Genomic DNA, 24,014 nt, shown 5'->3' on the forward strand with positions numbered 1-24,014 from the left:
TGATCTACGGTTTAAGTAATGTTGTTCAAATTATCATCATTCTTGTTCGCCATGATGCAGATAGCGATGCCAATTGTGACTGATGGTTTGGAATTGATAACGGCAGAATTGTTTTCTTTCGCTGAGGTAGTCCTTTTCAACTTCATCAAGTAGCGCGGCGTGTTTTTCAGTATCGCTACCGTAGACGAGACAGAGGGTAGAGAAGTAGCGTTGTAAATCAAAACTATGCTCATCAATATACTCCCCCCAATCGTAATAATCCGGTCTCTGCTGAGATTCAAAGGCAAACATATCGGCGGCACTGATGGCTGCATCATCTCCCCCTTCGACATATTCAATCATCATGATGGCGGCGAAATTATCGACCGCATCTTCCTCTTTGCCTAAAATCGGGATATTTCGGTCAGCAATATAGGCGTGGCCGCCTTCGTGCAATAAGGTATGTAAAAGCGTATCTATGGTGCCAAGTTGGGCAGAACGGCCAAACTTTTCTTGATAATTGTTGCCGATAAAATATTGCAGAGCCTGCTGGTAAAACTCGTAGGGTATGTGGATTGTGTGAGTGTCTGGATCATAGAGTGGCCCTTCCTCACTACCATATTGCACCGTCAAGCGTTGGCTAAATGGAAAGTATTGATTGGCAAGCTCGGCGAACAATTGATTTATCTGGCTTTCTTCTATTGCCGATTGTGCTTGGCGAGCTGCGGGATTTGTGGGCGAAAGGTATTGGAATTCAACCGTCTCTAATGCTGAACTTAGTGGGCTGAAAAGTACGGCAACAGAAAAGAATAAAGTAGAATATTTTTTCTTCATCATGAGGTGGCTCAGTCTCTTAAATGTGTTGCTTTTAGGCTAGCACAATAAATTGTCTCTTTTCGCGTCGTGCACTGGTATTATTTGTTCTACGGAAGGAGTGATACCTATGCTATACTCCGCGCCCTCAAAATATGAAGAGTTGATCACCATGACTATCAAACAAGACATCCAGAAGCTAACTAACCGTATTGATACTTGCCGCCATAAACTTGATGCTGCTAAGTCTCGTGGTGATCAAGCTATGATCAGTAAATTTACGGATGACTTAGAAGCGTTAACGAAGAAGCAGGCATCACTAAAAGGTAAACAAACCTACGATCTTAATAAAGAGCGTAAAGAGCTACAAGATATGCCGTTCTACCGTGAAATCACGAAAGAAGAACAAGCGGACTTAGGTAAGCTTAAAAAGTCAGTGAAAGGACTGGTACTGGTTCACCCGATGACCAAAATGGGTAAACAGCTTCGTATCGAAGTGATGACGGGCTTTGCACCGAAGAAATTCTAAAAACAGCGCCGCGTAAGGCGCTTTTTTTTCATCGAAAGTTAGCCCTATGACGAGTTCTGTGATTCATTGTCGATTGCTTTTGTCATACGCATGGCATCCTTACGTTTATGTATATCCAACTTCTTATAAACGCGATAAATGTGCGATTTAATCGTACTCTCTGATAGAAACAGTTGCTTCGCAATTTGTTTGTTGGAGAGCCCAGCGGCGACGTGATCAAGTACTTGACGCTCTCGAGTGGTCAAGCTGTTGTACATCGCACAGCGCAAAAGGCTTGGATCACGCTTTATCTGCACCAATTTTTCTAAACACTTCCTCGGTAGCCATAACCCTCCGTTAAGAATATAACCGACACTTTGATGCAAATGATGTATTGGTGAGGTATTAATCAAGATACCTTTGAGTGAATGCCAGTAGAGAAAGGGTTGCTCCAGTTCCGCTTCTGGTGTGTTGTGCACGAGGACACCAACGCCAAGCAGATCAAAATTAGGCATCTGGTTTGTTTGCATCAGTGGTTCTATGTGCTCGAAATCAAGCAGAACTAGCTCGGTTTGTTGGTCATTGGTCGTCGTAGCCAGTAAGGAGTGGGGAATGGTCGAAATATTGATATCCAACTCATCATGAAGCTGCCGTTCCATTAAGCCTGAGTGCAGATTTTTATCAGACAATATCACCACGTGCTTTTTAGCCATAGCTAACAGCTCCTCGACGCCACTTATAAGTAAACCCGAATTATGCCCTTGTTCTGAGCAAGGTTTAAAATCAAGTATATTCAAAATCCGAGTATGAGAGCGATAATTCAAACGATGTCATCATCAAACTACCATGAACGGTTAGTAGGTAAGTTTAGGTGATAAAAAAATAATTGATTCTTTTGTCATTATTTTACGTATAAGCCGCTGAAATTAGCCGATAGTGACAGTAACGGAGTCAACCTTGTCCTCATTAGCATTAAAAATTGCTGATATTGTCCTAAAAAGTATGAGGCTAATATTAGGTCAAATTGCACATAAATCTTCATACTTTATTCCATTTTCGCCTCACGTTTTATTGTAATACATTGTTAATAAACATAATTAATCAGATGCATATCATGGGTTTTTCTCCTTTTCGGGCCCTAGAATTTCTTAGTCTCATTTTTGAGAATTTCAACGTCAATCTCCTACCTATACTTCGGTTGCTTCACAGCACAAACATCAAATTCAGACATGGATACACAACGGAGTGAAAGGTTATGAATCTTAAAAAAACAGGTATGGCAATTGCGATGGCAGCGTTCGTTATGAGTGGTTCTGCATTGGCTGGTTATGGCTACGGCGGTGGTGGCGATACGACAGAAGACAATGACATCCTAAGCCACAATACCAGCAATATCGGTGCAGGTAATGACAACAATGGCAATGGTGCAGGCAATGATGGTAACACACTAACATCAAACACAGGTGGTGGTGACGACAACAACAAAACGTGGAAAAACAGTGCCAATACCACAACGACTACGACCAATACGTTGAACAAACATCAGCTAAGTATGGAAGTCGATATGGTGGTGGCAAAATCCGATCTCGATGGCCATATTTCAAACGTTCAAGTTGAGTATGGTGAAGCGGGATCGATGTATCACCGCGGCTGCGGTAAATGTGCAGGCGCTGGCGTGAATGTTCGCAATTCAAACTCAATTGATGGTTTTGCAAGTTCTGCGGGTATTACCACCATTGGTCAAAATGCGGGTGCGGCGTCATTAGTGCAACAATCTGTTGTGACTAACGCTTCTGTCCATACGAAGTAACTCTGGAGAATGTCATGCGCTTAGCACTAATCGCACTAAGTATGTTGCTCGCTGTCAACGCTTATGCTGATGATCTTGTGCTGGCTGACGACTATGAGCTATCCAATGATGTTATGGATAGCTCGCGAGGTGGTCAGTACACCATAGATTTAGATAGTGTGACAGCGTCTTCGGAAATTGTGGGTTTGAGTGAAGGCAATATTGCAAACAATACGATTAACGGTGGTAACGTCATTGCGGCGGGTGCTTTAGCAACCAGCTCTGGCGTCACCAGCGTGATTCAAAACACCGGCAATAATGTGCTGATCCAAAACTCAATGGTCGTTAACCTGACACTGAAATGATATGGTTTTTTGGCGAACAGTAATATTGGGGATGCTGGTTTTATCCGCATCCTCCCATGCGTTAGATTACATGCCCAGCCGAGGCGTATTCTCGGTGCCGGTCAAAAGCTACAAAGAAATGTTGTTCGGCGACGTTGTTCGCCAACAGTATGATTTTAGCTGTGGTTCGGCGGCGGTCGCATCTCTTCTAACCTACCATTACGATAACCCAGCAGATGAAAATACGATTTTCAAAGTAATGTTTGAGAAAGGTGATCAAAGTAAGATCAAAAAAAGCGGCTTTTCATTACTAGATATGAAACTGTACTTGGAATCTCTTGGGTATCAAGCAGATGGATTTAATGTACCACTCGAAAAGATGCGAGAGCTTGGTGTTCCGGGTATTACCCTGGTCAACTTTGATGGCTACATGCATTTTGTGGTGATTAAAGGCATGAACAATCACTCAGTGATTTTGGGTGATCCTTCGCGTGGAACAATACAGATGAGATATGAGAAATTTTCTCAGTACTACTCTGGTATTGTGTTGCTTATTCGTAACCATCTCAACATTGCACAGAACACTTATATTTCTGATGACAACTACACATTGTACGCGCCTTCGCCGGTTGAATCGGGAATCAGCCGAGATTCATTAGGCGTATTTAGCATTACACTGCCCGAAAGTGGGGAGTATTAACAATGTTTAGAACACTTTGGTTGGTCGGCGTAATAGGGGTTTGCTTTAGCGGGCAAGCCTATTCTGCGGCCTATCAACTTAATCAACTCGTACCTTTACAAGAGCACGAGCTATCGAACTATCGTGGAGGTTTTAAATTCAATGATGATTTTATGGTCAATATTGGGTTAAGCATCCGTACATCCATTAATGGAGAAATGCTGTTTACTAATCACATTGCGAATTTGACGATTCAAAACGGTCGACTTACTGCACGACAACAAAGGGTGGCTCCTACTACGACTACGGTTGTACAGGTAGGAGGAGGAAACTCAATAGCACTGCCAGTGAGTACGGCCACATCATTGCCTGCTAATGACGAGCCTGAAGCGTTGCAAGCGAATGCTCAGCAAGTTGACGTATCGCCAGTTAACGGACTAGAAGCGAATGAATCGCAAAGTTTTGAGCCTCAAAGCCCAGAACCTCAAGTTAATGTGAGCCAAACTGTTGCACCATTACCTCAAGTGAATCAAACATCCATAACCAGTATCATTCAAAATTCGTTGGATAATACCGTGTTAGGCTTTGATACCGTCATTAATATTGATGCTCAGGTTGGGGGAGTGATGAAACAAATTGAGCGAAGTAACAAGTTACAACAAGCGCTGCAATTCAGTTTTCAATAACGGTTAGAACACTTAAAGTGCCAGATCTCGTAAGAGGCTGGCACTTTATATTGTTGACCGAAATTGATGATTTAAAATGAGAAAGGCACACGCACGTTGAGCTGAAAGTCGGGCGTATCTTCGGTTAAGCCTGCTTGCGCGCTGATGTTAACTGAGCTCGTCGGGCTAAACGCATAATTTACGCCAAAAGTCATCGAGTCAAGTTGCAGCAGTTTTGCTTCATCATCCGTTCTTCCATCGACTTTACTCTTGAGAATCGTTTGGTGGCTAAAGCCGATCGATAGCGATAAATCGGGATTGATCGCAAACCCGAGCCCAGCGCCAAGAGATATAGTGTCACCGAGATCGATTTCTGCCGATTGCCCGTCAAAATCTACATCGTCTTTAAAGTTATAAATATAAGAAGCACTAGCGAAAAGTACCGCCGGATCGGTTGGATAAATCATCGAAATGCCGGGCTCGATACTCCAAAATCCCGATCCTGTTGGGGCGTCTTTGAGTGCATTGGTGCGCGGATCAACATCGATATCATAAGGGGACTTACCCGTATCCGATTTTATCCGTAGGCTACCAACCCAGTAAGGTGTGGTCTCAAAGTTAAATTGGTGTCGAATGGCAAACTCAATATCTCCCAATCCTCCGCCATCTAAATCGCTGTTAATGGTTTCATCTGCTGCGCCATCTTGAATCGGTCTCACCGATATTTGATCGTTGCGATAGACAAAGGGTAGGCGGATTTCTATTTCAGTATCGTTGGTTAAGCCATAACGCCCTGTTAAGCCGGCTGTGATGGTGGTGCGATCGGAATCACTCACTTCAATGCGACCAATAATAAGCGTAGGGAGTACGGTGTAGCCGATGATATTGACTTTATTAGAGGAGTTTTGTGAGTAGTTGAGTGACGCTTCTACGCCAAATTGCCCTTTTGGCGTTAAAACCCCCGGTCGTTCAATTACATCGGCAACGGTTTGTGCTCGTTTGGCTTCTTCAGGCGCTTGATGATTGTCAGCCAAAATGTCGGGTGAGAAAAGCAGAAATGGCAGCGAAAGTATCAGAGGTTTTGTCATTATTGTGTCCCTATTTATTATTCGTCCCTCTCTTAGATAGGACAGCAATAGGATTCTTGCCACTGTAGGTACGCGGATTTTTTACCGCTTAAATCAATGGAAATAAGCAATTATCGTGATGGCTTGGTTTTAGCCACTTGATATATAGGGTTAATAATTAGAGTAGGGCACGTAAGCGCATTTCATTCTGTTGCCTATACGTACTTTTTTCATACTTATAGCCTTTCAATTTCTCAAAAGTGAGACTGGTTAATCTGCAGCGAATGCCGCTCGTCATGTGCTAAGAGTATCGGTATCACAATAGAGGCAATCATTGCAGATAAAAAAAGCGCTTATCGAAATAAGCGCTTTTTTGTAGGAGCCTAGAGGGGGAGGTGGTCTCTCAAATTAAACCAGAATAATTTTCACCCCTGCTTCTACCAGCGATTGCAGCGTTTCTTTATCTGCTGCCTCATCGGTGATCAGCGTATCAAGCTGCGAGGCACATGCCAGTAACTTACCGCCATGTTTGCCAATCTTAGAGCTATCCATGAGAGCAATTAAACGATCGCCGTATTCGAGCAGTTTTTTCTCGGCCATATAAACCAAGATATCAGAGGTATAAACCCCCGCTTTGGTGATACCAGTTCCGGTAAAGAAAACAAAGCGGCTGGAGTGTTCATCGGCTGATTCAGCATCTGGTGAAATCGTAATGTGACGCTCTGGCAGATACTGACCACCTAAAATGATCAAGCTAGGGTGATTGGCTTGAATCAATTGATAAGCAAGCGGCATAAAGTTGGTGATCACTTGGATGTTATGTCCGGCCAAATGTTCACCCATTAAAAAGGTGGTGTTGCTACCACTGACAATCACACTGTCATTTTCTTCACAAAGATCGGCTGCAGCACGCGCGATACGTACTTTCGCATCGTAGTTGTCAATATCCATTTCTGCCGGAATGAAGTGAGAGGTCGTGTGGGCGTTGCTTACTTGCTCATCATGACGAATTGCTTCAGCACCATTGCGCATCTTAGTCAGTCGACCTTCTTCTGCCAACTTAGTGATATCTCTGCGTGCAGTAGAAAGAGAGATATCAAGCATTTCAACATAGTCATTAGTACTGATGTAAGTATGGTTTTCTAAATACTCCAGCAACCTTCTATGACGTTGCACTTCATTCATAACTAAGCCCTTGATTTTTATGTTTGGTTTATTTTGACCGAATTTGACGTTTTGAGCAAATAAAAATTCATTATGACGTTTTATGATTTTTAAATGACCTGAATTTGTGATCTTTAGCGAGTTTTTAGTCATAAAAAGTCACAAATGACTTTACGTGACGCTATTTGGTCATTTATAGTCATTTCGAGTCACAAAGAGTCATTGGAGGCCAAGGTGAAGTATCAAGCAATCATTATTGATTTAGATGGAACGCTACTGAACGACCAACATCAGATCAACGCGAATAATATTGATGCGATAAAGCTCGCACTGCGTGAAGGTTATCAAGTCACACTTGCCAGTGGTCGTCCTCATAATTTGATGCTGCCTTATGTCAACCAGTTGGGAGTGACTGCTCCCATTATTTGTTGCAACGGTGCTTACCAATATGACCCAGTGAAACAACGTGTTAACCACAGCACCATTATTGAAACCGAGCAACTTACTCAATTGCTCGACATGCTCAATCTTGGTCAGTTCTACTTCACTATCTATGCACAAAACGGCATTTATGCCACGCAAGAGTCAGCGCATTTCCTTGGCTTGAAAAAGCAGATGGAGATGAACAATGCACAAGGTGAGATTGCCATCATTAAGGCGGTAGAAGCGCTAACAGCGCACTGTGGTGATGTGTACAAAGTATTAGTGTCGAGTGATGACAAAATCGCACTTTGTCAATTGCGCGACACCCTAACAAGCAGCCTGCAAGCTGACCTTTCTGCGCCCAACAAACTGGATATTACCGGTTTAGGTGTCAATAAAGGTCAAGCAACGCTGTGCTGGTTGAATCAGCAAAATATCGCTCCTAAACAAACCATCGCATTTGGTGACGGTGACAACGATGCAGAAATGTTCCGTATTGTTGGTGAACCCGTAGCGATGGCAAATGCAAGCCCTGCTTTGCGCGGCTTAGCCAACCTCATTGTTACAGATAATAACGGTTGCGGCATTGGACAGTATCTCAGACTGGTTGTGTCTGAAGGTCAACACTCTTGCCAACACTCATTTAGCTATTAAGGAAATATCATGAAAAAAGTAAAAATTGCAGCAGGTCTAGCACACGTAGATTACGGTCACATCGCTGACGTCGTAAAAGAAGTGTCTGATGCAGGTGCAGACTACATCCACTGTGATGCAGCTGATATGCACGATCTGAAAAACATGCAGCTAATGGGTGGCCACCAAATCGTTGAAGGTATTCGTCAATACACGGACAAACCAATCGAAGTACACGCTTACTTCAAAGATTGTGACCGTCTATTCGTAGAGAAAATCGCGAAAGCGGGTGCAGACATGCTGATCCTTCCTGCGGAAAACTTCCTAGGTGCACCACTGGCGTACATGATGAAGTACTGCCGTGACTACAACATGAAGTTTGGTCTAACAGTGGGCTGTTTCACTCCTGTTTCTTTCGTTAAAGAAGCGATTTACTACCTAGACCGTCTTCACATTGTTATCCACGGCGTGAACAACGATGAGTGGCTATGGCGTGAATCTGCAATTGAAATGATTCGTGAAGCGCGTCAGTTGATCAACGAGCGTAACCCGAACTGTGAGCTATGTGTGGATGGTGGTATCCGTAACCACAACCTAGAAGCGCTACTAAAAGAAGACATCGACGTCATGGTTGCTTCTACTAACATCTTTGGTCACAAAGACGGTATCACTGCAGGTGTTCATGATTTCCGTGAAGCACTAGACAAAGCAGAAGAAGCCGTTGCCGCTGAAAAAGCATAATTAAACTAAAAACGGTGTCGAGCTGAATCACCCTCAATATGCTCCGGCTCGGCACCAATCAAGGATTTACCATGACACATTTCAATCACTACCAACCGACTAAGCTGAGCTTTGGCCCGGGCAATGTGAACCAAATTGGTCAAATGGTTGCACAATACGGCCGCCGCTGCCTTGTGGTATCGGAACCTATTTTTGATGCAGTAAAACCTGCTTATGAGCGCATTTTTTCGCTACTTGCTGAGCAACAAATCGAAGTGACTCACTTTGATGGCGTGGTACCAAACCCACCAACAACCGTTGTTGAACTTGGTCGCCAAGTTGGTGTTGCTGCTGGCTGTGATGTGGTACTTGCTATCGGCGGTGGTTCATCGATCGATACGGCAAAAATCATTGCAGCAACGATGAATGTTGAAACCATCGATTGGGCACATTGGTTTGCTAATTACGATTCACCATTTGGTGACGTTAAAGCGCTACCAGCTCCAACGATGCCATTAATTGCGATTCCAACCACGTCAGGTACGGGTTCGCAAGTCACGCATGCAGCGGTGATCACTGATTTAGAAAGTCACTCAAAACTGACTTTGTTCCATCCAGAGTTTTACCCATGTGAAGCGATCATTGACCCTGAGTTGATGCTAACTCTGCCACCGCGCATGACAGCAATGACCGGTTTTGATGCTTTTTCGCATGCGTTTGAATCATACACTGGAACAAAACCCTCACCATTAGTGGATAGCCTAGCGCTAGAAGCGATGAAGTTGGTGGTTGAAAACCTACCACATGTGGTGGCTAACGGTTCTGATCTTGAAGGTCGTTGTCGATTAGCGACAGCGGATACTTTGGGCGGGATCTCGCTGGCAAATGGCGGTGCTGGTGCACCACACCCACTGGGTGAGATTTTAGGTAGTAGCAAAACCAACTTGCCACACGGCTTAACGTTGGCGGTGGTCTACCCAGCTTATGTTCAACTGCAATGGCGTAAACAGCCAGAGCGTTATGCCAAAGTAGCGGAATTATTTGGTGCCGTGGGAAGCACTGAAGAAAAAGCGCAATCGTTGGCACAACACATGGTGACGTTCTTACAGCAAATTGGCTTAGAGCATAACCTGACGCAAGTTGGCGTAACGGAAGAAGATGTTGCAGCTCTTGAGCCTGCATTTTGCTTCAACCTACCGCTTACCAGCGGTGACGAAATGAAAACCATTCTGCGCGCCAGCTTGGCATAACAGAGTGAAACGGAGATGAGAACATGGAAAACGGAGTTAGCTTGATGAAATGCGCAGCAGAGAGTGTGGAACGAGAGGACATGAACTGCGGCAAAATCAGAGCGTTAATCTTCGATTTCGATGGTCTATTAGTCGATACAGAAAGCTGTATGTACAAAGCTTGGGAAGCTTTGTTAAAACCATACGGTGTGGATGTTTCGCCACTCCAGGTTGCTGGCCTAGTTGGGAACTCAGCGCCAGCAACCGCCCTTTATCAGCTTTATCGTCAAAGCTCTGGTAACGATTGCACTGATAACGAAATTCGTGATCAAGTGTTAGAGATTGCCTACCAACTCATCGCTCATATCTCCGAGCGAGATGGCGTTCGAGATTATCTCGATGCCGCCAAAAAAGCACAGCTTAAGATGGCGTTAGCCACCAGTTCTGAATACGAACACTACATGCCAATTCTAAAGCGCCTCGGGCTTGACCATTACTTTGATTGCTTTACTGGCGCAGAAGAAATTGCTTTAGAACGTCGTAAGCCACAGCCAGATATCTACTTAGAAAGCCTAAAAAAACTAGGAGTTTCTGCCCATCAAGCCATCGCCTTTGAGGACTCTCCTCCAGGGATCACAGCGGCTCGATCGGCAGGTATTTCAACGGTTGCGGTAACCAACCTACTGACTCAGCACCTCGATGTATCGCATGCCAATTTGGTGCTGTCATCGATGAGTCAGCTATCGCTAGCGCAATTGATAATTCAACTTATCGAGATAGAACAATGAATAAATTAGAACAACTGAAAAAGTACACGACAGTCGTTGCCGATACCGGTGACATTGACGCGATTGCTGCCTTCCAACCGGAAGATGCGACCACCAACCCTTCATTGGTACTTAAAGCGGCGGAAATGCCACAGTATGATCACTTAATCGTTGATGCGATCGAGTGGGCGAAAAAGCAAAGCGCAGATAAAGCACAGCAGATCATTGATGCGGGTGACAAACTGGCGGTAAACATCGGTGTGGAAATTTTAAAATCTGTTCCGGGTCGTATTTCAACTGAAGTCGATGCTCGCCTTTCATTCGATAAAGAATCAAGCCTAGTAAAAGCGCGCAAATTGATCGCCATGTATCAAGAAGCTGGTGTAAGCAAAGAGCGTATCCTGATCAAACTGGCTTCCACATGGGAAGGCATTCGCGCCGCAGAAGTGCTAGAGAAAGAAGGCATCAACTGCAACCTAACGCTGCTGTTTAACTTTGCCCAAGCCAAAGCATGTGCAGAAGCGGGCGTATTCCTCATCTCACCATTCGTGGGCCGTATTCTTGATTGGTTCAAAACCAACACCGATAAAAAAGAGTACCTACCGCATGAAGATCCAGGCGTGGTGTCAGTATCTCAAATCTACAACTATTACAAAGACCATGGTTACAACACCGTCGTGATGGGCGCGAGCTTCCGCAACGCGGAAGAAGTATTGGCACTAACCGGTTGTGATCGTCTAACCATTGGCCCTGCGATTCTCGATCAACTTGCGGCGCAAGAAGGCGAAATTGAACAAACTCTATTTGCTGCTCGTGACACGATTCAAGCTGCACCATCGGCGATGACAGAAGCGGAATTCCGTTGGGAAATGAACCAAGACCCAATGGCAACGGAAAAGCTCTCTGAAGGTATCCGTAACTTTGCTGTGGACCAAGGCAAACTTGAAGCCATGATTGAAGCGCGTCTGTAAGGAATATGAACCAAATGATTTCACGTAATAAATTGGCCGATACTATTCGCGTTCTTAGCATGGACGCCGTACAAAAAGCCGCATCTGGCCACCCAGGTGCGCCAATGGGGATGGCAGATATCGCTGAAGTGCTTTGGCGCGATTTTCTAAAGCACAACCCAACTAACCCTAATTGGGCTGATCGCGACCGTTTCATTCTATCTAATGGCCACGGTTCAATGCTGATCTACAGCTTGCTGCACCTAACGGGTTACGATCTTAGCATGGAAGACATTAAGTCTTTCCGTCAACTGCATGCAAAAACCGCGGGTCACCCTGAATATGGCTACGCGCCGGGTATTGAAACAACGACAGGTCCGCTAGGCCAAGGCATCACCAACGGTGTCGGCATGGCGCTAGCAGAAAAAGTACTGGCTGAGCAGTTTAACCGTCCAGGTCATAACGTTGTTGACCACCACACTTACGTGTTTATGGGTGACGGCTGCATGATGGAAGGTATCTCTCATGAAGCGTGTTCACTCGCAGGCACACTTGGCTTAGGCAAGCTGGTGGCGTTTTGGGATGACAACGGCATTTCAATTGACGGTCATGTTGAAGGTTGGTTCTCCGATGACACGCCAAAACGTTTTGAAGCGTATGGCTGGCATGTGATTGCGGGTGTTGATGGCCATAATGCAGAAGCGATTCGTAAAGCGATTCTGGCTGCGCAAGCGGAAACCGACAAACCAACGTTGATCTGCTGCAAAACTGTGATTGGTTTCGGTTCGCCAAACAAAGCGGCGAGCCATGACTGCCACGGCTCACCACTGGGTGAAGAAGAAGTGGCATTAGTGCGCGAAAACCTTGGTTGGGAATACGCTCCATTTGAGATCCCACATGACATTTACCAAGCATGGGATGGCAAAGAAGCGGGCAAAGATGCCGAAGCGCAATGGGATAACCGTTTTGCTGAATACCAAAGTGCTTACCCAGAGTTAGCGGCAGAATTTAAACGTCGCGTAAACGGTGAATTGCCAGAACACTGGGCGCAAATCAGCGATGATTTCATCAAAACATTGCAAGCTAACCCAGCAACGATTGCAACTCGTAAAGCGTCACAAAATGCGATTGAAGCATTCGGTGCCACTCTACCTGAATTCCTAGGTGGTTCAGCAGACTTAACCCCTTCAAACTTAACTAATTGGTCAGGCTCTAAAGCAATTACTGCGCAAGATGCTTCTGGAAACTATCTCAGCTACGGCGTACGTGAATTTGCCATGTCGGCGATGATGAATGGTATCGCGCTGCATGGTGGTTTTATTCCTTACGGCGGTACGTTCCTGATGTTTATGGAATACGCGCGTAATGCATTGCGTATGGCGGCGCTGATGAAGCAACGCAGCATCTTTGTTTACACTCACGACTCGATTGGTTTGGGCGAAGATGGCCCTACACACCAACCTGTTGAGCAAATCGCATCGCTACGCTTAACACCAAATATGAGCACATGGCGTCCATGTGATCAGGTGGAAGCGGCAGTGGCATGGAAAGCCGCGGTTGAGCGTACTGATGGTCCAACATCATTGATTTTCTCGCGTCAAAACTTGGTGCAATACCCACGTGATGAAGCGGTACTGGCGAATGTCGCGAAAGGCGGTTATATCCTGTCTGATTGTGAAGGCGAACCAGAGCTTATCTTGATTGCCACGGGTTCAGAAGTGACCTTAGCGATGGAAGCACAAGCACAACTTAGCCACATCCGTTGCCGCGTTGTTTCTATGCCTGCGACCGATGTGTTTGACGCCCAAAGCGCCGAGTACCAACAACAAGTATTGCCAGCAAACGTAACTAAGCGTATCGCGATTGAAGCGGGCATTGCTGACTACTGGTACAAGTATGCGGGTCTACAAGGCAAGATCATCGGTATGACCACCTTCGGTGAGTCAGCCCCTGCTGAGCAGTTATTTGAAATGTTTGGCTTCACCGTGGCGAACGTGGTGGAGACAGCGAACCAATTGATGGAGCAAAAATAAATGGAATCATTCATCTCTAATACAGCGGATGAATGCGTAAGAGTTAAGGCTGCTTCGGCAGCCTTAAACCATATTACGCAAACGATCACCGCAGAGACGGTTATTGGTATTGGTACTGGCGCTACCGCCGAAGTTTTCGTTCAGCTATTGGCACAATCAGGCGTGGAGTTTGCGCACTGTGTCTCGAGCTCTGAGCGCTCTTCCAAAGCGATTCAAGCGGCGGGTCTGAAAGAGATCGCTCTGGCAGATTGCGAGCGAGTCGATTTCTATGTTGATGGCATTGATGAAGGCCTAAGTAATGGCATTACCATCAAAGGTGGTGGCGCCGCGCTCGGTCGTGAGAAAGTGATTGCGTGTATGGCAGAGTGCTTTATCACCATCTCTGATGAAGGCCGTTTGGTGGAGTTCTTAGGCAAGTTTCCACTGCCAATCGAGATTCTTCCTGCGGCGAAAACGCCAGTGGTATTAGCACTGCAAGCGATGGGCGGTAAACCGGTCCAACGTGACGGCTGTACTACCGATAACGGTAACATCATTTTAGATGTTGCAGGTCTTGATATGAGTGAACCTGCTGAGCTAGAAATGCGCTTAAATGCGATTCCGGGTGTGGTGGAAAACGGTATTTTTGCACAGTGTCCAGCTAAGCACATGGCCTTCTCTAACCACCTTGGTGTGCGTTGGCTATCTCTAAAATGAGACACTGATAACAACTTTGTTAATAACCCCATTTTTAAAGCGTGAATTAAGGAATAAACATGATGGATAGCAAGTTTTCTAGTGAATTTATCGAGTATCTTCATTGCCATATTGATGATTTTCTCAATGATTTATCTGGTCTGATTGCGATTCCGTCTGTTCGTGATTTAGCGACCAAAGGTGAGCTTGCTCCTTTTGGTCAGCCGATTCGCCAAGCATTTGATTACTTGATTGAATTTGCGGAAAAACAAGGGTTAGAAGTGCGCGATCACCAAGGCTATGCGCTGGATATCAGCGTCGGCCAAGGTGAGCAAGAAATTGCCTTGCTGCATCATGTGGATGTGGTGCCAGCAGGCGATGATTGCCAATGGCGTACACCGCCATATCAGATGACGCGCGAAGGCAATATGCTTTATGGCCGAGGCGTCACCGATAATAAAGGGCCATTAATGGCCTGCCTATACATCCTCAAGTTGTTTAAACAGCTCGAGTTGCCACTGAATAAAAAGATCCGCGTGATCATCGGTGGCGCAGAAGAGACAACTTGGGAATGTGTTGAGCATTACTTTAAACACAATCCGCAGCCAGATTATGGTTTTTCTCCAGACGGCGACTTCCCAATCGTCAATGGTGAAAAAGGCATACTGTATGCAACACTAGAGCGGGAATTTCCAACTTCTAGTGATAACGGTTCTTGCCAGATTAAAAGCTTAGTGAGTGAGCGTGACCGAACATCCACGTGTCACCACTTAGTGGCTGAGCTTGCTGGAGCTGATGCGGTAAAGGTGGCTGAGCAATTTGCTGCTTTTGCTAATGTGATTTATGACCAATCACATTGTCGCGTTGAGTTATCAACGCCGTGGGAGAAATCCCGCAATCCGCATAAAGTCGACAACTGTATGGACAAGTTTGTTGAAGTTATGCGCCACGTCGAGGGTTTAGACGCCAATTCGGCTCACTTGATCACTTTGTTAAACTCCCAATTTACAAAGAGTCATGATGGTTCGAAATTAGGTTTAAGCCACCAAGATGATGAAATGGGCACAACCACCAGTTGTGTCTCAGCAATTAACTTGGATTCGCGCGGCTACAATTTGGATTTTGATTTTCGGTTTCCTAAAGGCCTGACAATCGAACAAGTTCGTACCCAACTGCTCGCTTTATCCCAACAAGCTGGCGTGAACTTTATCGAGCATCAGTACTTACCTCTATCTTACCTCTCACCCGAAAGTGCCCTTATCCAGACGATGGGGAAAGCTTATTCCGACGTTACAGGAATGGACGCACAGTGCTTTAGCAAAGGCGCAGCTTCGTATGCGCGCGCGTTGGAGTATGGAGTGGCATTCGGACCAACTTTCCCTGGAGAAGCGACTTTTGTTCATGAGCCAAATGAACAGCTCAATCTAGAGTCGCTAATAAAAGCAATAACGATATACGTGAAAGTTCTCATATCACTTCAGGAGTAAATTATGAGAGATAAGGTTCAAGCACTTGCTGGCGGTATGATGGTTTCGATCATCGTCCTAGTAATCGCAGGTATTTTTATCGGGATAGGCGCGGGCGTTGTCAACCAGATGGCATCGCACGACTCTGTGATTTTCGCATTCTTCAAACTGATGTTGGATCTTGGTTTGATGGTAATGCGTAACCTACCACCATTCTTCGCCATTGGTTTGGCATTTGCACTGGCGAAATCTGAAAAAGGTTGGGCTGCATTTACTGGTTTCACCATGTTTATGTGTTTCAACGTAGCGATCGGTTCGATTGCCGCTTACCACGGTTGGACTGCAGAAACGACCAGCGTTCCTGCGCTAATGGAAGCGGGCTACGATAAAGTTGCGGCGCAAAACTTCAATTCACTTTGGGGTGATTCACTCGGTATCTTCGCTTACAACATGGGTATCTTCAGCGGTATCTTAGTGGGTTGTATCACCGCGTGGATCCACAACCGTTACTACAAATTTGAGATGCCAGCACTGTTAAGTTTCTTCTCTGGCCCTCGCGCTGTTGTGATCTTTGCTTACTTTGCCATCATGCCAATCGCCTTGTTTGTTTACTACGCATGGCCACCAATTGCAGGCGGCTTGCAATCAATCACTACGCTAATCACTAGCTCTGGTATTTTCGGATCATTCCTATTTGGCGTGTTCGATAAAGGCCTACTACCGTTCGGTCTACACCACCTAATCGCATTCCCAATCGAGTACACTCGTGTGGGCGGCGTAATGGAAATTGACGGCGTGGTTTACGAAGGTGTTCGTAACATCATGAACGGCCAAATGAGCTCACCAGACGCAACAGGCTACATTACGCACAACTTTACTAGCGGTCGTATTCCAATTCAGATCGGTGGTCTAACAGGTGCGGCGTACGCAATGTATGTAACGGCGAAAACTCAGAACCGTAAGAAAGTCGCGGCAATCATGGTACCCGCGGTCTTTACGGCGGCAGTTATCGGTATTACTGAGCCTCTAGAGTACACGTTCCTATTCGTTCAACCATTCTTGTTCTTTGCTGTGCACGTACCACTAAACGGTCTTGCTTACGTGATTACAGAAATGTTTGGTGTCTCTATCCACGGTAACCAGTTGCTGTTCATGGTGCCAAACCTACTGCAACCTGAAAAAGTACACGCATGGGCACTACTATGGATTGTTCCACTGTACTTCGTGATTTACTTCTACACGTTTAAGTTCTTCATCTTGAAGTTCGATGCGAAAACGCCGGGCCGTGAAGATGATGATGCCGCTGATATCGCACTGTACTCAAAAGACGATTTCAAGAAGAAACAGAAACAAGACACAGCGGGTCTACCAGTGGCAATCATCGATGCACTGGGCGGCGCGGATAACATTGAAAACATCTCTAACTGTGCAACACGTCTACGTGTGTCACTGCATGATGAATCTCTTGCTGCAAGCGATGAGGTTTGGAAGAAAGAACTGAACGCAATCGGTGTGGTTCGTATGCCAAAAGGTATCCAAGTTATCTACGGCGCGAACGTGATCACCATCGCTTCAGGTCTTAAAGATGCCTTAGGTATTGATTCATAGCTATCGATTCTTAGCTGATCAAGAACTAAGCATCCAGCAACACCCTACAAAAACCATAACTAAAACAAAAGCAACCCGCCTGTGACGTTAAGTCACAGGACGGGATCTCTGTACCCTAAATATGGAAAATTGAATCATGAAAACCATTACAAAGTGTTCATTATCATTGCTTGCAGTCTGTGTTTCTGGTGTTCTACATGCGGCAGACACAACCCCCACATGGCCTGAGCGTAGCCCAATTGTTTTTTGGGGCGATCGTGCCAATGAAGACTGGTCATACGTAGATAATATTGCCGAAGATGACAAAAGCTTCTCTGAGAAATTAAAGCGTTTAGATATTTCAGAAGACGGTGACTGGAAGGTTTCTTTCTCGGGTAACGTGAAAGCCTCTTTCGATAACCGTTGGAACCATATGTACGATCCTGAAGTGCGCAAACACAATGAATTCCGTTCACGTTTGCAGTTTGCTACCGATGTGACCTACCAAGATTGGATGCGCCTATATGGTGAGATCCGAACCAACTACACCAACTTAGATAGCCCAGGCCCAGTTGATGATGCCGGTACGGACTTCCATCAACTGTTTGCTGAATTCAAATTGCTCGACGATGGTGAGCAGTTCCTGAGTACGCGCCTTGGTCGCCAAGAGATCTACCTGAACGAATGGCAAATGATGAACCGTGAACCGACGCCAGTACAAAACAGTTGGAATGCAATTTCAGCCAAGTACAAAGTCGCAGGCATCAATTTTGATGCGTACTACGGTGAAGAAATCTTCCCTGTTCGTGGTGACAAAGATTGGAGCGGTAACTGGGACGATAAAACCAACGGTAAAAAATCGACCGGTTTATTTGCCAACTGGCGTACGAGCTTTGGCGCCATGCAAGCTTACGTGATGAGCAATGAGCTCACTAACTCAAGCTTTGTTAATGCGCCTCATGGTGACGTAGACATCCAAGTGTTGGGCTTACATGCGCACGATTTCGTTAGCGAAGGCTTTGGTTACATGGTTGATGGTATCTACCAGTTTGGTGATCAAGCCGGTAAAGATATCTCAGCATACATGGCTTACGCTGACCTAAACTACAACTGGAAAACGGATTGGAACTACCGTGTGGGTATTAACCTGCATTACGCGTCAGGTTCTGATAAGAACAGCGATAAAGTAAACACCTTTAACCCATTGTGGACTGGAGACCCGCTCGGTTTCGCCCACGATGGTGCTTATGGTAACGCGATGCAATTTGGTGGCTACTCTGTGATTGAGTACATGCCAAAACAGAGCATTATTACTGGCTTCATGTCGACTTGGCGAGCCAACACCGAAGATGCAATCTACACCTTGAACCAAGATGTATTGTATGGCGCAGACTCGGATGAGAAATACGCTTACACCCAGTTCTACTTGCAATTCCACAACTATCTAACGCCGAACTTGAAGAGCGAAGTAAATACCTACTACGCACTGGCAAGTGACTACACTGATGACGTAGTCAGCCCAGATAGTAAAGACATTGCTCGTATTGAACTGGCATTGATTTACAACTTCTAGTTTTAGTCCTAGAAAATGTTGTAACAAACACTGGCTTTCTCTCCTAAGGTCAGTGTTTATCCCCCAAAAATAGCGAGTGAAGACGTGTAATGATAGGCAGGTCTTTGTCTCGCTAAACTAGGGTTTTCAATTTAGTCCGTCCTATTACTTGGTTTTTCCAAGTTCAAATCTGTCGTTTAAAACCCGTGTGTTCAAAAGCCGTGGTTTAAGACGTTTGCCCAGTGATTTCACTGGGCTTTTTTTTATCTTTGATGTTATTGGTATTAAGACGATCGAACAAAAAAGAGAGCCAATAAACTCTCTAACGATGCTTTTGGTTTGGGGCATTTAGCCCATAAACCACGAGACAAAAATCAGCGCGCCAAAGAGAAACGTTGCCACGAGGGCTGGCCGCCCGCCCGCAGCCGTGTAGGTATGATCAAGCTTGGCGTGTTCGAAGTGAGGTTTACGTACCTGCTTAACCATTGCTAACGGCCCCCAGATCGCTAAGAACACCAATACCATGCCAGCATAATCCAACATACTGACAAATTGGTTCGAGAAAAGAGTCGCTAACACTAACGGCAGAATAAAAGTGAGACCGTATGCTTCTGTATTGCCTTTGGTGATGGCATCTTTGTTTTGGTCATACAATGCCATCGATACACCAAGGTAAGAGGTAATCAGGGCGAGGGCTGAGAAGAGAGCGATTACCCCTTTCAACATGCCCGCTTCTGCACCAAAAGCGGCGATCAACTGTGAGATGTTATCAAACTGGCTGACGGCTTCTACACCGAGGTTACCGATGATGGCAAACAACCAAATGAGGTAGCACAGCAGTGGGATCACCGAACCGAGCAAAATCATATTGCGGATCTGTTTGTCGCTCGCTTCATGGTTATAAATCACCAATGATGGGATCACCACCATTGAGGCAAAACTGGTAAAGATAACCGCGCTGTATTTCACCACATTCCGAGTACTAAAGGCGCTTTCTTGGCTCAAATTACTCAGGTGGATATTGCTCAACAGTGAAGCAATCACCAAAAGTAGCATCGCGACCATTAAGATAAATAGTCCACGATTAAGCTTATCGACATGGGATTTACCAGCGACAACGACGAAACCGGTCAGCAAGCTAAAGAGGGTATAACCGACAGCGGGTGGAACATCCATGCCTAAATCGAGCAAGAAGTTATGCACTAAATCGCCAATGCCAATCAGGTAGGCGATCATCATGCAGACCAGTAAAAGGTAGAACAGCGCATTAATAAAGTGCTTACCTTTGTGGCCTAAGGTTAAGTACGCAATGCTGCTCATCCCAGAGTTGTCTTTGGTTTTAGTGCATGTCTCGGCGAGAAGCAGGGCAGAGTAGGTTGTACCGAGGAAAATCACCAGCATTAGGAGAGCACTGACGTAAAAGCCAAATTGCGCTAATACCATCGGGATGGCCAGCATCCCCGCCCCTAATGCGGTTCCTGATAAAATCAACGAACTGCCAAACAACTTCATATTCAAAACTAAACACCTTACCTAAAATCTATTACGAGACGTATAACAAGAGACGAGCGAGCCTAGCAAAGAAAGCGCTTTAGCCCTTCAAGGATTTAGTTTTATTTATAAAGTTTTCTAAAAATGGCAGTGGGAAGATCAAAAAAGGCCAGCCGAGTTTGGCTAGCCTAGTGTTTGATTTGAATGAACAATCAGTGCGCAGCAGCAATCTGCGCAGTGGTTATGACGTTAGCCCATAAACCATGAAACAAAAATCAACGCACCAAAGATGAAGGTGGCAGCAAGCGCAGGTTGACCACCGCCAGCGGTGTAGGTTTGCTCAAATTTTGCGTGGGCAAAATTAGGTTGGCGGACTTTGACTACCATGGCTAACGGCCCCCAAATTGCGAGGAATACTAACACCATGCCAGCATAGTCAAGCATGCTAACAAACTGGTTAGAGAACAGCGTAGCCAGTACTAGAGGGAAAACAAACGTTAAACCATAAGCGGCAGGCGTGTTGCTGGTGATGGCATCTTTGTTTTGGTCATACAGCGCCATGGATACGCCTAGGTATGAGGTGATCAGTGCCAAAGCGGAGAAGATCGCCACTACGCCTTTAAGTAGTTTTGCTTCACCACCGAAGGCTGCTATCAACTGAGAAATATTTTCAAACTGACTGACCGCTTCCACCCCCAAGTTACCAATGACGGCAAATAGCCAAATTAGGTAGCACACCAGTGGGATAACCGAGCCAAGTAAGACCATGTTGCGGATTTGCTTTTCCGATGCATCGTGGTTGTAGCTGACCAATGACGGGATCACCACCATCGAAGCGAAGCTGGTGAAGATCACCGCACTGTATTGCACCACATCGCTGGTGGTGAAATTGCTCTCTTGGCTGAGGTATTCCCATTGAATGTTATTCATCAAAGAGAAAATCACCACAAATAGCATCACAATCATCAGGATAAATAGGCCACGGTTTAGCTTGTCGATGTACGACTTACCAGCGACCACCACCAAGCCCATCACTAAGCTAAATAGGGTGTAACCGACGACTGGCGATACGTTGAAACCAATTTCAAGCAGCATGCTGTGCAGCAAGTCACCAATACCGATGATGTAAGCGATCAGTAAGCAAGCCAGTAAGAGGTAGAACAAAATGTTGATGAAGTGCTTACCGTTACGACCCAGTGTGAAATAAGCAATGCTGCTCATGCCTGTGCTTTCTTGGGTTTTGGTGCATGCTTCAGCCAACAGTAGGGCTGAGTATGTGGTGCCTAGGAAAATGACGATCATCAAAGCTGCGCTGACAAAAAAGCCAAATTGCGCCAATACCATTGGGATTGCCAACATTCCTGCGCCTAATGCAGTGCCTGATAAGATTAAGGAACTGCCAAACAGTTTCATATTCAAAAGAAAAGACCCCTACTGAAAATAATTTCAGAACAACGTGTAAAATTTATTTGCCAAGACTAACAAATAAATCAGTAAAAACCGCATAGAAATTTTCTATCTTGTGGAATAAATATTCTAAACAAGCTTGAAACCCCCGAAATATCGAGCTTTTGATGGTTTGTTGAGCAAGGAAATGGCGCTCTGACCAGTTGAAATAAATCCGTGTAGTTGCTTTTTTCACCAAAAATAGCTTGGCAAGAAGGCAAAAGTCACAGGGTAAATTTCTTAGTACGTTTGTTGTGATTTGAATTTTTTATCGTCACGGATAAGGAGTTTGTTGGATGAGTGAGCGAATTCATTCCATAGAGCACAAAAGTGGCCCTCATTTCGTTTTATGGTTTGATTGCTATGCATCGATTTAATTACTGAATCTTTTCTGCGTTTTACCGCGGTCTAATCAATACGAGATTACTTAATAGGTAACATGTATTCACAATTGCTTAAATCATCGCTAAAACCTATTGAATTAATAAGTACAAGCGTTTTTTAAAAAATGACTTTCAGGATTAATCTTCATAGCAGAAACAAGGCCAACGCCAATAACAACATCCCTAATTCATCTCTGGAAGGAAGATACGATGAGTAAGAAATTAACCACTGCTGCTGGTTGTCCGGTTGCCCACAACCAAAATGTAATGACCGCAGGTCCGCGTGGTCCACAATTGCTACAAGATGTTTGGTTTTTGGAAAAACTGGCTCACTTTGATCGTGAAGTGATCCCTGAGCGTCGTATGCACGCCAAAGGTTCTGGCGCTTATGGCACCTTTACGGTTACTCACGATATTAGCCAATACAGCCGTGCGAAAATCTTCTCTGAAATCGGCAAAAAAACCGAGATGTTTGCACGTTTTACCACGGTTGCAGGTGAGCGTGGCGCGGCAGATGCGGAGCGTGATATTCGCGGCTTCGCCCTAAAATTCTATACCGAAGAAGGTAACTGGGATTTGGTTGGCAACAACACGCCGGTTTTCTTCTTGCGTGATCCGCTAAAATTCCCGGATCTTAACCATGCGGTTAAGCGTGATCCGCGCACTAACATGCGCAGTTCAACCAATAACTGGGATTTTTGGACATCACTGCCAGAAGCTTTCCACCAAGTGACTATCGTGATGAGTGATCGTGGTATCCCTGCGTCTTACCGTCATATGCATGGTTTTGGTAGTCACACCTTTAGCTTCATCAATGCGAACAATGAGCGCTACTGGGTTAAATTCCACTTTAAAACTCAGCAAGGCATTAAAAACATTACTGATCAAGAAGCCGAGAGCATCTGTGGTAAAGATCGTGAAAGCCACCACCGTGACTTGTATGAAGCGATTGAAGGCCAAGATTTCCCTAAATGGAAAATGTACGTACAGATCATGCCAGAGCTAGAAGCGGACGAAGTGAGCTTCAACCCATTTGATTTGACTCGTGTATGGTCACAAAAAGATTATCCATTGATCCCGGTGGGTGAGTTTGAGCTAAACCGTAACCCTGAAAACTTCTACGCAGAAGTTGAACAGTCAGCGTTTAACCCAGCGGCTGTGGTTCCGGGGATTGGCTTCTCGCCAGATAAAATGCTGCAAGGCCGCTTGTTTGCTTACGGTGATGCTCAGCGCTACCGTTTAGGGGTTAACCACCACCAAATCCCAGTGAATGCGCCTCGTTGCCCAGTACACAGCTACCACCGTGATGGTGCAATGCGTGTTGATAGTAACTTTGGTTCAACTATCGGCTACGAGCCAAATTCACAGCAGGAGTGGGCAGAACAGCCTGACTTCTCTGAGCCGCCGCTGCGCATCAATGGCCAAGGTGCTAACTACGATCACCGTGTCGATGAAGATTACTTTAGCCAAGCGGGTGACCTGTTCCGTTTAATGAATGCCGAGCAGCAACAAGTGTTGTTTGATAACACCGCTCGTGCAATGGATGGTGTGCCTGAGTTCATCAAGCAGCGCCACATTGACCACGCTTACCAAGCCGATCAGGCTTACGGTGAGGGCTTGAAAAAAGCACTTGGTATGTAAAGGGTAATAA

22 protein-coding genes are annotated in these 24,014 nt (G+C 45.4%); 16 read left to right on the forward strand and 6 right to left on the reverse strand.

Going from position 1 to position 24,014, the window contains the following annotated elements; translation table 11 throughout:
* Positions 1-36: 36 nt before the first annotated feature.
* Positions 37-816: a DUF4344 domain-containing metallopeptidase gene (locus tag RJD38_RS16675; protein ID WP_065546645.1), complete on the reverse strand. Its 780-nt coding sequence runs from the start codon at positions 814-816 to the stop codon at positions 37-39.
* Between the two features lie 148 nt (positions 817-964).
* On the opposite strand from RJD38_RS16675, the gene RJD38_RS16680 reads away from it, so the two are divergent.
* Positions 965-1,321: a YibL family ribosome-associated protein gene (locus tag RJD38_RS16680; RefSeq protein WP_038219507.1), complete on the forward strand. Its 357-nt coding sequence runs from the start codon at positions 965-967 to the stop codon at positions 1,319-1,321.
* A 44-nt stretch (positions 1,322-1,365) separates the two neighbouring features.
* Here the strand turns inward: RJD38_RS16680 and RJD38_RS16685 are convergent, their stop codons facing one another.
* The gene (locus RJD38_RS16685; protein WP_065546646.1) at positions 1,366-2,013 is read right to left on the reverse strand and encodes a helix-turn-helix transcriptional regulator; all 648 of its coding nucleotides are present in this window, start codon (positions 2,011-2,013) and stop codon (positions 1,366-1,368) included.
* A gap of 542 nt (positions 2,014-2,555) precedes the next feature.
* On the opposite strand from RJD38_RS16685, the gene RJD38_RS16690 reads away from it, so the two are divergent.
* From RJD38_RS16690 to RJD38_RS16705, 4 genes are read left to right on the forward strand one after another with little or no spacing between them, the layout of a single operon-like run.
* Positions 2,556-3,110 carry a hypothetical protein gene (locus tag RJD38_RS16690; protein WP_005596244.1) on the forward strand — a complete coding sequence of 185 codons (555 nt, stop codon included), beginning with the start codon at positions 2,556-2,558 and terminating at the stop codon, positions 3,108-3,110.
* Between the two features lie 14 nt (positions 3,111-3,124).
* Positions 3,125-3,454, forward strand: coding sequence for a hypothetical protein (locus RJD38_RS16695; protein ID WP_005596242.1), 330 nt, complete (start codon positions 3,125-3,127; stop codon positions 3,452-3,454).
* 1 nt (position 3,455) lies between these two features.
* Positions 3,456-4,133, forward strand: a complete 678-nt coding sequence (locus RJD38_RS16700; protein ID WP_231893179.1) for a C39 family peptidase — start codon at positions 3,456-3,458, stop codon at positions 4,131-4,133.
* A gap of 2 nt (positions 4,134-4,135) precedes the next feature.
* Positions 4,136-4,798 (forward strand): hypothetical protein, encoded by a 663-nt coding sequence (locus RJD38_RS16705; RefSeq protein ID WP_005596239.1) that lies wholly within the window; start codon positions 4,136-4,138, stop codon positions 4,796-4,798.
* A 71-nt stretch (positions 4,799-4,869) separates the two neighbouring features.
* On the opposite strand, the gene RJD38_RS16710 is transcribed toward RJD38_RS16705, so the two are convergent.
* Complete coding sequence (locus tag RJD38_RS16710) at positions 4,870-5,865, reverse strand: transporter (protein ID WP_065546647.1); 996 nt, start codon at positions 5,863-5,865, stop codon at positions 4,870-4,872.
* 387 nt (positions 5,866-6,252) lie between these two features.
* Positions 6,253-7,029, reverse strand: coding sequence for an HTH-type transcriptional regulator UlaR (gene ulaR, locus RJD38_RS16715; protein WP_197497800.1), 777 nt, complete (start codon positions 7,027-7,029; stop codon positions 6,253-6,255).
* 213 nt (positions 7,030-7,242) lie between these two features.
* Between ulaR and RJD38_RS16720 the strand changes: the two genes are divergently transcribed.
* The 10 genes from RJD38_RS16720 (at position 7,243) to RJD38_RS16765 (ending at position 19,064) form a co-directional block, all read left to right on the forward strand.
* Positions 7,243-8,085 (forward strand): Cof-type HAD-IIB family hydrolase, encoded by an 843-nt coding sequence (locus RJD38_RS16720; RefSeq protein ID WP_038219486.1) that lies wholly within the window; start codon positions 7,243-7,245, stop codon positions 8,083-8,085.
* 9 nt (positions 8,086-8,094) lie between these two features.
* Entirely contained in the window at positions 8,095-8,805 is a 711-nt protein-coding gene (locus tag RJD38_RS16725) for a ribulose-phosphate 3-epimerase (RefSeq protein ID WP_005596232.1), read from the forward strand.
* Positions 8,806-8,876: 71 nt separating this feature from the next.
* Entirely contained in the window at positions 8,877-10,034 is a 1,158-nt protein-coding gene (locus RJD38_RS16730; protein WP_065546649.1) for an iron-containing alcohol dehydrogenase, read from the forward strand.
* A gap of 23 nt (positions 10,035-10,057) precedes the next feature.
* Positions 10,058-10,801, forward strand: a complete 744-nt coding sequence (locus RJD38_RS16735; protein ID WP_005596227.1) for an HAD family hydrolase — start codon at positions 10,058-10,060, stop codon at positions 10,799-10,801.
* Positions 10,798-11,751 (forward strand): transaldolase, encoded by a 954-nt coding sequence (tal, locus tag RJD38_RS16740; RefSeq protein ID WP_065546650.1) that lies wholly within the window; start codon positions 10,798-10,800, stop codon positions 11,749-11,751. Before RJD38_RS16735 ends, tal begins: the two co-directional genes overlap by 4 nt.
* A gap of 14 nt (positions 11,752-11,765) precedes the next feature.
* Positions 11,766-13,763 carry a transketolase gene (tkt, locus tag RJD38_RS16745; RefSeq protein ID WP_065546837.1) on the forward strand — a complete coding sequence of 666 codons (1,998 nt, stop codon included), beginning with the start codon at positions 11,766-11,768 and terminating at the stop codon, positions 13,761-13,763.
* Positions 13,764-14,459, forward strand: a complete 696-nt coding sequence (gene rpiA, locus RJD38_RS16750; protein ID WP_005596221.1) for a ribose-5-phosphate isomerase RpiA — start codon at positions 13,764-13,766, stop codon at positions 14,457-14,459.
* Positions 14,460-14,518: 59 nt separating this feature from the next.
* Positions 14,519-15,925, forward strand: a complete 1,407-nt coding sequence (locus tag RJD38_RS16755; protein ID WP_197497801.1) for a Sapep family Mn(2+)-dependent dipeptidase — start codon at positions 14,519-14,521, stop codon at positions 15,923-15,925.
* A 3-nt stretch (positions 15,926-15,928) separates the two neighbouring features.
* Positions 15,929-17,512: a PTS transporter subunit EIIC gene (locus RJD38_RS16760; RefSeq protein ID WP_009733779.1), complete on the forward strand. Its 1,584-nt coding sequence runs from the start codon at positions 15,929-15,931 to the stop codon at positions 17,510-17,512.
* 136 nt (positions 17,513-17,648) lie between these two features.
* The gene (locus RJD38_RS16765; protein ID WP_005595656.1) at positions 17,649-19,064 is read left to right on the forward strand and encodes an alginate export family protein; all 1,416 of its coding nucleotides are present in this window, start codon (positions 17,649-17,651) and stop codon (positions 19,062-19,064) included.
* Between the two features lie 327 nt (positions 19,065-19,391).
* Here RJD38_RS16765 and RJD38_RS16770 read toward each other — a convergent pair whose 3' ends face one another.
* Both RJD38_RS16770 and RJD38_RS16775 read right to left on the reverse strand, forming a co-directional pair.
* Entirely contained in the window at positions 19,392-20,555 is a 1,164-nt protein-coding gene (locus RJD38_RS16770; protein WP_065546651.1) for an amino acid permease, read from the reverse strand.
* A gap of 228 nt (positions 20,556-20,783) precedes the next feature.
* Positions 20,784-21,947 (reverse strand): amino acid permease, encoded by a 1,164-nt coding sequence (locus RJD38_RS16775; protein WP_065546652.1) that lies wholly within the window; start codon positions 21,945-21,947, stop codon positions 20,784-20,786.
* A gap of 626 nt (positions 21,948-22,573) precedes the next feature.
* Here RJD38_RS16775 and RJD38_RS16780 point away from each other — a divergent pair.
* Complete coding sequence (locus RJD38_RS16780; RefSeq protein WP_065431227.1) at positions 22,574-24,004, forward strand: catalase; 1,431 nt, start codon at positions 22,574-22,576, stop codon at positions 24,002-24,004.
* Positions 24,005-24,014 lie beyond the last annotated feature (10 nt).

It is taken from the genome of Vibrio scophthalmi (assembly GCF_040869025.1).
GTDB classification, from domain to species: Bacteria; Pseudomonadota; Gammaproteobacteria; order Enterobacterales; family Vibrionaceae; genus Vibrio; species Vibrio scophthalmi.